Source organism: Fertoeibacter niger (assembly GCF_009380135.2).
Lineage (GTDB): Bacteria > Pseudomonadota > Alphaproteobacteria > Rhodobacterales > Rhodobacteraceae > Fertoeibacter > Fertoeibacter niger.
This window is the reverse complement of sequence record NZ_WHUT02000015.1, coordinates 64,711-75,202: the sequence shown is the minus strand read 5'-3', so window position 1 is coordinate 75,202 and position 10,492 is coordinate 64,711. Positions and strand designations below refer to the sequence as shown.

At 63.6% G+C, this 10,492-nt stretch carries 10 protein-coding genes; 5 read left to right on the top strand and 5 right to left on the bottom strand.

From position 1 onward, the window contains the following. Positions 1 to 883 precede the first annotated feature (883 nt). Positions 884 to 1,477: a phage virion morphogenesis protein gene (locus GEU84_RS19055; protein WP_152828543.1), complete on the bottom strand. Its 594-nt coding sequence runs from the start codon at positions 1,475 to 1,477 to the stop codon at positions 884 to 886. Next, on the bottom strand, positions 1,477 to 1,941 hold the full coding sequence (locus GEU84_RS19050) for a hypothetical protein (RefSeq protein ID WP_152828544.1): 465 nt from the start codon (positions 1,939 to 1,941) through the stop codon (positions 1,477 to 1,479). Before GEU84_RS19050 ends, GEU84_RS19055 begins: the two co-directional genes overlap by 1 nt. Before the next feature lie 408 nt (positions 1,942 to 2,349). On the opposite strand from GEU84_RS19050, the gene GEU84_RS19045 reads away from it, so the two are divergent. From GEU84_RS19045 to GEU84_RS19035, 3 genes are read left to right on the top strand one after another with little or no spacing between them, the layout of a single operon-like run. Then, positions 2,350 to 3,597, top strand: a complete 1,248-nt coding sequence (locus GEU84_RS19045; RefSeq protein WP_152828545.1) for an HlyD family efflux transporter periplasmic adaptor subunit — start codon at positions 2,350 to 2,352, stop codon at positions 3,595 to 3,597. Continuing rightward, positions 3,594 to 4,772 (top strand): FtsX-like permease family protein, encoded by a 1,179-nt coding sequence (locus GEU84_RS19040; RefSeq protein ID WP_152828546.1) that lies wholly within the window; start codon positions 3,594 to 3,596, stop codon positions 4,770 to 4,772. The genes GEU84_RS19045 and GEU84_RS19040 overlap by 4 nt, the downstream gene beginning before the upstream one ends. Before the next feature lie 7 nt (positions 4,773 to 4,779). After that, positions 4,780 to 5,502, top strand: a complete 723-nt coding sequence (locus GEU84_RS19035) for an ATP-binding cassette domain-containing protein (protein WP_152828547.1) — start codon at positions 4,780 to 4,782, stop codon at positions 5,500 to 5,502. Between the two features lie 5 nt (positions 5,503 to 5,507). Here the strand turns inward: GEU84_RS19035 and GEU84_RS19030 are convergent, their stop codons facing one another. The 3 genes from GEU84_RS19030 to GEU84_RS19020 all read right to left on the bottom strand — a co-directional run bounded on the left by GEU84_RS19030 (position 5,508) and on the right by GEU84_RS19020 (position 7,771). Beyond that, positions 5,508 to 6,620 (bottom strand): peptidoglycan-binding domain-containing protein, encoded by a 1,113-nt coding sequence (locus tag GEU84_RS19030; protein ID WP_174540001.1) that lies wholly within the window; start codon positions 6,618 to 6,620, stop codon positions 5,508 to 5,510. A gap of 167 nt (positions 6,621 to 6,787) precedes the next feature. Further along, positions 6,788 to 7,114, bottom strand: a complete 327-nt coding sequence (locus GEU84_RS19025) for an EF-hand domain-containing protein (RefSeq protein ID WP_152828608.1) — start codon at positions 7,112 to 7,114, stop codon at positions 6,788 to 6,790. Positions 7,115 to 7,189: 75 nt separating this feature from the next. Further along, positions 7,190 to 7,771 (bottom strand): hypothetical protein, encoded by a 582-nt coding sequence (locus tag GEU84_RS19020; RefSeq protein ID WP_152828549.1) that lies wholly within the window; start codon positions 7,769 to 7,771, stop codon positions 7,190 to 7,192. Between the two features lie 306 nt (positions 7,772 to 8,077). Here GEU84_RS19020 and GEU84_RS19015 point away from each other — a divergent pair, with 306 nt between their 5' ends. Beyond that, on the top strand, positions 8,078 to 8,872 hold the full coding sequence (locus tag GEU84_RS19015) for a response regulator (protein ID WP_152828550.1): 795 nt from the start codon (positions 8,078 to 8,080) through the stop codon (positions 8,870 to 8,872). Positions 8,873 to 8,948: 76 nt separating this feature from the next. Continuing rightward, positions 8,949 to 10,301: a sensor histidine kinase gene (locus GEU84_RS19010; protein WP_174540000.1), complete on the top strand. Its 1,353-nt coding sequence runs from the start codon at positions 8,949 to 8,951 to the stop codon at positions 10,299 to 10,301. Positions 10,302 to 10,492: the final 191 nt, after the last annotated feature.

Genomic DNA, 10,492 nt, shown 5'->3' with positions numbered 1-10,492 from the left:
CCCTCACGGGCCTGATATGAGAGCCACTGGCGGGTAGCATGAACCCAAGCAGGCAAAAAGACCTGCTGCGAACCCCTCACATCGCTGGTGGCGGTTGGTGCAGGAGTTTCCACACAGCCTAAGCCCAAAGCCGACTGTCTGAGGGAACCGTCAAAGGACCAAGAGAGCAAAACCCGTTAACATTCGAAGAAGCTTGCGCGCAATGAAGTGTGCGCAGCGAGGATATCGTCGTAGAGCCGATTGTTGTCCTTCTCTCTTATTGTGACGATCAGAGCATAGGGAACTGCCGCATCTCGCGTTCCGGCGCAACCATGCGACCGTGCATGATGCTGAATGTCGAAAACTGGGTAAGACGGTTTTCTCTGCAACTGGAGGGGGGGGCTTACATTGGGAACGGTGGGAAATCGCTGGGAACGGCGCTGACTCAATGGCTTAGCTGGCGAACCCGGAAAACGGCAATGAAAGAAGTGTTCCGTGAGTGCGCCGCCAGCCGTCACATGGGCAGCATTTGCACCGCACTTTGCTGACGGATAGCCGACATCTGGCAGCATCAAGCTAACATGTCGGATGCTGGCTACATCAGGGCTCTAGACATTGGCGGGCTGTCAGTCGAAGGTTGCGATGTTGGGCACGCGATGACTGGTGGTGGTCCCGGAAGCTCCCTGACAGGAAGGCCAGATCACCTTGGCCTTCGCACATCTGACATAGCCTAGGGGCCGATCAGAGATTTGAGCCAGTCACCCAGCAACACCAGAATGAAAAACCATTCCATACAGGCAACCATAAATACCACCCAAAACCAATTGGTCCGCATCTGGGCACGCCTTCGCATTTCGTAAAAGGCCCTATCTTCATCGCGCTTCATTGGCCTTGCCTTTCGCGCCTAGATTTTCCCAGTCAGCCACTCTTCCACCGCCTCGGTGATGGTGGTCTCTCTGTCGGACTCGGAAACGCCAAGGTAGGGCCGCGCCGGGATGGTGATTGTGTGAGCGGGAATCTTCGCATCAGTGATCTGGTTTGCCTTAGCCGGGGCAACAAACCTGCCGCGCGATATGGCGGTATTGGGATTCACATGCCGGTAAACTTTCCCTTCGCGCTCGGCCACCTTGATCGTGCCGCCCAACTGATGAATGCGCTGGTAGTCATACCCCCCCTGAGTAGCGACTGTCACACCTTGCTCTGTCGCCTGATGAAAGAAGCCAAATCTCAGGCTTTCTGCCTTTCTCCCTGCCGACAGAATTTTGATCGGTGTCTGCCCGTTACGCTCCCTCGCCTTGATGGTGGCAGGCTTTAGTTTCTGCCATGGCTTCCCATCGGGTGCTATCTGCGTTTCAAATCTGTCCTTGGTGGAATTTTCCAGCCCGAAACCTACGGCATTGTAAAAGCGTTGCCGATTTTCGAGGCGCTGAAACAGTTCCTGTAGACGTTCCAGAGCAAAGGACGGATCAACCTTGAAGGTGAAGCGAACGCCGGGCATCAACGGGCTTCCTTCATGGCGACATCCAGAGCATCGGAAAAGCTGACACCCTTGTCCTGAACGATCCGGCGCGCCGAAGTCAGAAGCGCATCCTGGCTACGGTCGGCATGATAGCCGTCAGGAATATTGCCGCCCTGACGCTGGTTCGGCGTGGTGCTGAACGGGTCATCGCCAAGGTCCATTGCCCCGAAGGAAACCACTTTCGGTTGTTTCGCGAGATAGCCCATGAACCAGTCGCGCTGCGTGGCCTCTACACCATCAGAAAACGAAACCGTGCCCGCCATATCGAGGCCTGCCGCGAATGTCAGCACTTCTGCCTTGAGCAAGGGCAGAAGACGGCCCTGATCGATCAGCTTTTCAAGCTCGTGATCCAGCTTCTCACGCCGAACGGCTGCGACCTCGTTGCGCATGGCGGCGAACTCGGTGCTTTCAGCCGGTTTCTCTGCGGGCTTGAGCGTGTCCATCCTTTCACTGTCCCGGCCGGCTTGTTTCGCAGACAAACCTTTCGCTGCCAATCCGCGCAGTGTCACCTTTGGCCGTATTCTGTCCTGCGCCTGAAATATCCGTGAAACATCGTTCGTGTCCCTTGGCACCGTCGGGGTTCCAGGCCGGGTTCACCGGCCCAGTGACCGAGGTGCAACGCTTCGCCATGCCAACGCATCGGCATTCGAAAGGACGGGAAGATGACCCGCACAGCCCTAAGTCTCGCACCTATTTCGATGCCGGTCAGTCCTGCACGCGTGCGGTCGCAAGACCCGATCGTTCCGTTGCCCGCCCGTTTCGACCGGAGCGATGTGGCACGCTTTGCCTGCCCGACCGCAGCAGACTTACCTGGTCTTGCCGCCTGAAGACCGCGACCCGTGGAGGAAATCATGAACGCATCCGCTCTGAATGCAGATGAGCCCGAAGCACCTGGGAAACTGCCGCTGCTCGACAATGGCAAGGATCCCGCGTCGTTCAAGCCGTCACCGCGTCACAGGGTGGGTTGGCCGATGCGGATCCTGATTCTCGTTCTTGCCCTGTTCATCGGGGGTGTCCTCGGACTTTATTTCCAGGGTCCTGGCCTGCGGGCGGTCTTTGACTTGACCAGGCTCGAACCCGGTGCCGGGGCACGGCAACCGATCGCGCTGCCGGTTGACCGCGTGCCGTCCGTCGAACGGGTTGCCGCAATGGCTGTCGGGGATGTCGTCGCACTAGGGCGTCTGCAACCCGATGGCGGGGTCGTCTCTGTCGCGCTGCCGCAAGGCGCCGGCGATGCGCGTCTGGACCGGATTCTGGTCGCAGAGGGCGACGTCGTGGCCGAAGGGGATGTTCTGGCTGTGCTCGACAGTCTCACGCTGTATCAGGCGGCCTTGACCACCGCGGAAAGCACGCTTGCGATCCGGCGTGCCGCGCTGGATCAGGTGCGGGTTCAGATCGAGGCGACCGAGGCCGAGCTGAACGCACAAATCCGGGGTGCACAGGCATCGCTTGGGGCAGCTGAGCGCGAATTGGCGCGGGTGAAGAGCCTGTTCGACCGAGGGACGACGACGCAGGCCATTCTCGAGGATGCCGAACGGGCGGTCGATACGGCGCGCGCCGACCTCGATCGGCTGCAGGCGTCGCTGACCCGGTACCGGCCGGGGCCGAAAGGCTTGCCGGTGGACATCGCGTTGGCAACGGCAGATCTGGCCGCCGCCGAGGCTGCGGTGATACAGGCCCGCCGCGACCTCGACCGGGCGCGGGTTCTTGCGCCGCAGGACGGCACGATCATCGAGGTTGCCGCGCGGGCCGGTGAGCGGCCGCCCGCCGACGGGCTATTGCGGATGGGCGACACGGCACGGATGGAGGCGGAACTCGAGGTGTTCCAGACCATGGTGCCGCGCGTCGCGATCGGGCAGGATGTGTCGCTTGTCTCCGGCGTTCTCGGCGAGGAGCCGCTGCACGGCACCGTCGCGCGCATCGGCACGCTGGTCGGGCGGCAGAGCGTCACGGCGGACGATCCCTCGGCCAATACCGATGCACGGGTGCTTCTGGTGACGGTCGCGCTGGACGAAGCGTCCAGCGTCCGGGCCGCGGCTTATGTGAACCTCGAGGTCGTGGCCCGAATTGCCGTTCCTGCGGAAGGGGCCGGACAATGACGGCGTTCCTCACGCGCCTTCTTGGCCGGTTGCCGGTAGGGTATCTGCAACTCACGCACAGTCCCGGGCGTCTGTTGGCAGCACTTGCGGGGGTGGCCTTCGCAAATGTGCTGGTTTTCGTGCAGTTGGGTCTGGCCGGGTCGATGGCGGAATCCGTGGCCATCCCTTACCGGTTGTTCCAGCCCAATCTGCTCATCCTGTCGCCCGTCGAGTCCGAGACGCTGACCGATGCGGCAACATTGCCACGGCAGCGGCTATTTCAGGCTCTGGTGCATCCGGATGTGACCGGAGGCACGTCGATCTACGTGGGCCGCTCGACCTGGATCTCGGGGCATGACGCCTCCTCGTCGATCCAGTTCTTCGGCCTGGCATCGGACGCAGGTTCCTTCCTTCACGACGCGCTCGCGGCGCCGCTCGTCAGCCTGTCCCTGTCGGACACCGCCCTTGTCGACACACTGACCCGCTTTGTCGACATGCGTGGCTTTGTCGGGGCGACCCCCGACGCACCGGTGCCGTTCGAAATCCAGAACCGCCAGCTTGGCGCCGTGGGCAACGTGTCGATCGGTGGCGGGTTCGGCGGCGACGGCGTGTTTCTGGTGTCGGACCAGACCTTCTTTCACCTCTTTCCACAGCGCAGTTCTGCCACACCCAGCCACATCCTGCTGGGGCTGGCCCCCGGCGCCGATCCCGGGCGGGTGGCGGCCGAACTGGTGCAGCTTTATCCGCCCGACACGGTGCGCATCCGCGCCGTGACCGACGCGATGGCGCAAGAGGTGCGTTATCAGATGACCGAACGCCCAACCGGCCTTATCTTCGCCTTCGGCGTCGTCATCGGAATGGTGGTCGGCATCGTGATCGCCTATCAGGTGCTGTCGGCCGATGTCGCGGACCACTTGCGCGAATATGCCACCTTCAAGGCGATGGGGTTCCGCCAGAGCTTTTTCATCGGCATCATCCTGGAAGAGGCGATCATCCTGGCCGCGATCGGCTTCTGGCCCGGACTGGCGTTTTCGGCGCTGTTCTACCAGACGCTGGCCTACCTCACCAACATCCCGATCTTCATGACCCCCGAGCGTGCCGTGGCGGTGTTCGTCGGCACGATCCTCGCCTGCGCGCTATCTGGAATTCTGGCGATGCGCAAACTTGCTGCGGCCCAGCCGGCCGACCTGTTCTGAGGCTATCATGACCGAACCCGTAATCACTGTCCGGCACCTTGACCATTTCTTCGGCGAAGGCGAGGCCAGCAAACAGGCGCTGTTCGATGTCAACCTCGCGGTTGGACGCGGGTCGCTGACGATCCTGATGGGGCCATCGGGGTCTGGCAAGACCACGCTTCTGACGCTTATGGGGTGCCTGCGCGAAGTGGGCAGTGGCAGCGTGATGCTGCTGGAACACGAGCTTTGCGGCGCGGACGAGGCGCTGAGGGTCGACCTGCGCCGCCGTCTCGGCTTTGTCTTTCAGGCCCACAACCTGCATGACAGCCTGACAGCGCGGCAGAACGTGATGATGGGGTTGCAGGTCCATGGGCGGGGCGATCCAGCCCGGCATGCGCGGGCGGCGGATCACCTGTTGGGCCTTCTGGGACTGGGAGAGCGGCTGCACTACCTGCCCGGAAACCTGTCAGGCGGGCAGAAACAGCGCGTGGCGATCGCGCGGGCGCTGGTGTCGAACCCCAACATCATCTTTGCCGACGAGCCGACGGCAGCGCTCGACAAGGTCAGCGGCATGGCGGCGGTGCAGTTATTCAAGGAGCTTGGCCGAACCCGCGGCACCACGACCGTCATGGTGACCCACGACCCGCGCATCCTTGATCTGGCGGATCGCATCGTGACGCTCGAGGATGGCCGGATCGTCAGGGATCACCCAGGACCGGCGCGCAACGAGCCGTTGGCCGCGCCGGTCTGAGGTGCCTATTCCTTGGTCGGCGGAACCGTGAACGAGGGCATCGCGGCTCCGGTTGCCGCCGCAGACCCGTCGTTCGGCTGGTTCAGGGTTTTGGCTGCGGCGAGGATCTGCGCAACGCGGTCCGGGGCATCAGCGCCCCACTGGGCGCTGATGCCCGTCGCAAACGCCCAGTCAAACCAGGCCAGGCCGAGGTCGGGGCGTGGGCCAGCGCCGAAGCCAAGCGCCAGATGATGCCCGAGGAGTTCGCCATAGGTGGCCTGTCCCAGCCCCGACAGGATCTGCGCCGAACCGATGGCAAGGTCCATGCGGTCAGTGCGGTAACCGACGCCAAGGCAGGTCGCCGCGATCCCTGCCAATTGCTCCGGCGGCTGCCCGGTGCGCTCGATGAAGGCGGAAGCGGCGGAGACGACATCGCCGGGTGGGCTTTCCGGCAGAAGAGCCACAAGAGTTGCCAGGGCCGGCGCAAAACCAAGACACTGCTGTTCGATCTGCGCGGGGGTGAACCCCTCTGCCCGGGCTGCCGCTGCCGTGCTTTCGGCGATGACCACGTCGCGCGCCGCGCAGAACGCAAGGCTGAGCGCGAGGGTGGCGCTATCTTTCGGGGCCGGGTTCGCGCCTGCTATCGTGCCCGGGCCCGCCTCGGCGCGTTTCAGGCAGCGATCCGAAAGCGCAGCCTCCGCGACAGGCACGCTGAAGGTCGGCATGACGCCGACCGCCACCGTGCCCTTTTGCGCAAGCGCGTCGCGGTAAACTAGCAACAGCCCTTTGATGCCGTCGGGATGTGCGCCGGCGACCTTCTGGGTCGTGGCGGGGTCTTCCTGCGCCTTCTGGTAGGCACCCACAAGAAACTGCCCTTCGGCTTCGGTCAACTGGCCCGTCACCGGATAGGCGAGATAGGCCTGATAGGCTTCGATCGCGGTGCGCGACTGTTCGCCCATCACACCATCGACCGGGCCTGCGTCGAATTCGAAGAAGTTGAGCGCGGTCTGCACCTGGCGGATCTCCGCAACCTCGGCGGGGTTCGGCATAGACGCCAGTTTTTCCTCGATCTGCGCTTCCGCCTCGGCCTTCCTCTGCGCCACCTCGGCCTCGATCTTGGATTGGATACGCTGCTTCAAGGGCCCGCCTCCGCCGGCTTGCGCAGACGCCTGCGGCACGTGGCAAAGGATGACGACCCCGGCCAGAACCCCCGTTATGACAAGTCTCATCGCCATTCTCCCGCAATCCTATGCAAAGCGCTGTCGGGGGGCTGCGCGGGCTGGCCCGGAAAGCTCCCCGTCGGCCTTCAGCCCTGGCGCTCTTCGGCCAGCGCCTTCATCTCTTCCTGCGTCAGGAAGCCATCGCCATTCCCGTCAATCCGGCCGAAAGCGGCGTCATAGGCCCCCATCCGCTTGACCATCGCAGCGCGGCCAAGGTTGTCGTCTGCGTTCATCTTGATCAGGGTCTCGAATTCGCTGCGGCTGATGGCGCCGTCGTTGTTCTTGTCGGACTGCAGGATGTTCTCCAGCATCGCTTGCTTGTCGGCCGCCGACATGTCCTGCGCCTGGGCGGCACCCATCTGTAGGGCAAGGAGCGAGAGGGCGAAGCAGAAGGTCTTGATCGTCGCTTTCATCTGGTTTCTCCGTAGGTTGGATTGGAAGTCCGGCACTAAAGGGATCGGTGGAGCTGCCCCCACCGAGGAATGACCTTAGGGGCATGTAACCACGGCACCGCTGGCGTCGATGCAGGTCACGCTGCGCGAACCGCCGGTGCCGCGCTCGTAGGTGCTGTAGACCGAAGTCGACTGACCTTCGTCGCCGGTATAGGTCGCGTCGCGGCTATAGGTACCGTCGTCGAGCGATGCGTCGCCGGTATAGGAGCCGTTGTTGCCCGAGGCATCGACGCTGCTAGCGCCGGTCAGGTTGCCATCGGAGTCCCGGGTCAGGGACCGCCGACTGGTGACCGAACCGTTTTCGCCGCTGGCCTCGGTGCCAAGGTTCCGCGTGAACGAGCCGTCCGCGTTCCAGCTGGCCGATCCGCCGCGGCAACCGGACCCGTTCTGTCCGTTGGCACAGGTGCCGATCCCGGCCACTCCGTTGCCCTGACAATTGGCGGCAACGGCACCCCGGCGGAATGCGCCCTCGCGTTCGCCGTTGGCGACGCCCGCGCGCGACCTCGCGGCGACGCCGTTGTCGCCGACCGCAACGCCTTTGCGGATGACCAGCCCGTCCGCATGCGTCGGGCCGGCGGCCAGACCGAGGCTGAGGCTGAGGGCGGAAAGCAGGATCACCGCTGCGGTGCAAAGGGGCGCGGCCGTGGTGGCGCGGGTCTTCAAAAAGTGTGGCGTGGAACGTACTCCGAAGCTGGCACCCGGCATCCGTGGCGCGGGGCGTCTTTGCGATGGCAACGTTCTTGCAGACGGGTCTTTCGTCCGAATGTCTGCTGGGTTTCAAGACGCCCATGGAACGCGGGTTTTCTGTTTCAGTTTGTTGCAACCTGCCATCGCGTGGCAAACTTCATGCCGTAGCATGACACAACTGGAACCGGCCCCGTGCTGGTTTCGCAATGACACTCGGACGAAAGAGGTCTGGTAAGGATGACGCAGGACCACGGACAGGACAAACCGGACGCGCCGCGCATCGCCATCGTCGAGGACGACCACGAGATCAGGGACCTCGTGGCGAACTACCTCGCGCGCGAAGGGTTTGAGCCGCGCGGCTATCGCAACGGTGCCGCATTTGACCAGGAAGTCGAGAGCTTTCAGCCGGATTTGGTCGTTCTGGACCTGATGATGCCTGGGGAGGACGGGCTGTCGATCTGCCGCCGGGTCGCGCCGCTGCGCCCCGTCCTCGTCCTGTCGGCAAAGGGAGAAGAACTGGACCGTATCATCGGGCTGGAGGTGGGGGCCGACGACTATCTGTCAAAACCCTTCAACCCGCGCGAGCTTGTGGCCCGCATTCGCGCGATCCTGCGGAGACGGTCACAGGGCGCGACTGTGTCTGATCCGGTCGAGGCCCTCATTGGGGGGCAACACGTCGCTTCGGTGCAGGCCGATGGCCGCGAGATCCTGGCGTTTGAGGGCTGGACCCTCGATGTCGATGGTCGTCGCCTGTTGGACCCGTCCGGCACGGAAATCCCGCTGTCATCCGGCGAGTTCGCCCTCTTGACCGAATTCGCACGACGGACCCGGCGGGTACTGTCGCGCGAACAACTTCTCGACTGGACCCGGGGCGACAGCGCCGACACCTTCGACCGGGCGATCGATGTCCAGCTGTCGCGGTTGCGCCGCAAGATGGCCGCCGGGGGCGGGGAAGCCCTGATCAAGACGATCCGGGGGGACGGCTATCTGTTCTCGGCCGATGTCAGCCGCGTTCACCCGCCGAAGTTGTGATGGGATCGCAATGAAGGCGCTCTCCGCGAGACTCCGGTCGTTGACCGTTCCGTTTGCCCAGGTCCGCAGGCTCGGGATGCGCACGCTGATCGTGACGGTCGTCGCAGCCGCCGTGATGAACGTCTCGATCCTCACCGTGTTGAGCCGGCTCGGCGGCGACATGGAGCAGGGCCTGAGGGCACCGCCGATGGTCCGCCAGGCCGCAGCCGCCGCGCAACTGATGGACAAGCTCGGCCCCGACGACCGCATCCTCGCCCTGGACGCCACCAGTTCGCAGGGAATGCGCCTGTCGCTGATCCCCGATTTCGCCGCCACCCCGCCGGTCGAGAACCCGATCGAGGTCTTTGTCCCGATCATCGCGCTGTATGCAGATGTGCTGGGCGATCGGCCGTTCAGCGTCTACGAACGTACGCGTGGCGGTATCTGGGATTGGCAGACAGCGACGCTGGCCGACGATCTAATCATCGTGGTGCGGCTGGCCGACGGGGCGGGCCTCGTGATCGAGAGCGGCGCCGAGTTTCGCAGGCTGGTCAGTCTCTATGGGCTGGCGATCGTCGTCGGACTGCTCAGCTTGATGCTGATCGGCTTGATGACGTGGGCCAGCCTGTCCTACGCCGGGCCACTCAACCGGCTTGCCGTTGCATCGAAACGGTTTGTCGAAGCTGCCAGCGCCGCTTCGGCCATCGAGCCCTTGCCGGAAATCGGCCCCAAACCTGTGCGCGACCTCGCGGCGGCGCTGAACCTCGCCGGCTCGAAGCTCGTGCAATTGACGATCGAACGCACCTCGACGCTTGCCGCGGTCGCACACGACCTGCGCACCTACCTTACCCGGCTCAGGATGCGCAGCGAATTCATCGAGGATGCGATGCAACGGGATAAGGCCATTCGCGACATCGAGGAAATGACGCAACTGGTCGAAGACACGCTGCTGCTCGGCCATGCCGCAACGCGGCGACCGGTATCGGAGCGGGTCGATCTGACAAGCTGGCTTCAGGATTTCGTGGCGCGCAGGCAGGACACGGGCGCGCCTGTCAGGCTGAGCATCACCGCGCGCTCGGTTGAGGTCACGGTGGCGACCCCGGAACTAACCCGCATTCTCAACAATCTCGTGGACAACGCGCTGCGCTATGCCGGGACGGCCGATCTGGTTCTGACCGCAGACGCGTCCGAGGCGGTCGAGATCGAGGTCTGGGATGACGGCCCTGGTGTGCCCGAGGCGTTTTTCGGACGCATGACCGACCCGTTCACCCGGCTCGAAACCTCGCGATCCCGCGATACCGGAGGTGCCGGGCTTGGCCTTGCCATCACCAAGGCGCTGACCGACCAGATAGGCGGCACCCTGCATCTTGCCAACCGCGCGGGCGGGGGGTTCAGCGCCCGCATCGCTTTCTCGAAGTCCGGCGCGAGGGCGCGGGGCTCCGTCGCTTGATCGGACCGCGCCGTGGAAACGACAGCCGACCTGTTCGCAAAGGTTAAGGTCAAGTTCCTTCCCCCTCATTAGTCTGTCTTCATGTAGAAACAAGAGGGCAACATTCGGTACGACCTGAGCTTCGACGGGTTCGATGTCGAAATCCAGAGAGTGAAGGGCGCGGGCCTAAGATGCTCGGAGGAAGCGCTTTG

Coding starts and splice junctions, on each gene's coding strand:
- GEU84_RS19040 (WP_152828546.1), top strand. CDS start 3,594: ATGACGGCGTTCCTCACGCGCCTTCTTGGCCGGTTGCCGGTAGGGTAT.
- GEU84_RS19050 (WP_152828544.1), bottom strand. CDS start 1,941: ATGGACACGCTCAAGCCCGCAGAGAAACCGGCTGAAAGCACCGAGTTC.
- GEU84_RS19055 (WP_152828543.1), bottom strand. CDS start 1,477: ATGCCCGGCGTTCGCTTCACCTTCAAGGTTGATCCGTCCTTTGCTCTG.
- GEU84_RS19015 (WP_152828550.1), top strand. CDS start 8,078: ATGACGCAGGACCACGGACAGGACAAACCGGACGCGCCGCGCATCGCC.
- GEU84_RS19025 (WP_152828608.1), bottom strand. CDS start 7,114: ATGAAAGCGACGATCAAGACCTTCTGCTTCGCCCTCTCGCTCCTTGCC.
- GEU84_RS19045 (WP_152828545.1), top strand. CDS start 2,350: ATGAACGCATCCGCTCTGAATGCAGATGAGCCCGAAGCACCTGGGAAA.
- GEU84_RS19010 (WP_174540000.1), top strand. CDS start 8,949: ATGCGCACGCTGATCGTGACGGTCGTCGCAGCCGCCGTGATGAACGTC.
- GEU84_RS19035 (WP_152828547.1), top strand. CDS start 4,780: ATGACCGAACCCGTAATCACTGTCCGGCACCTTGACCATTTCTTCGGC.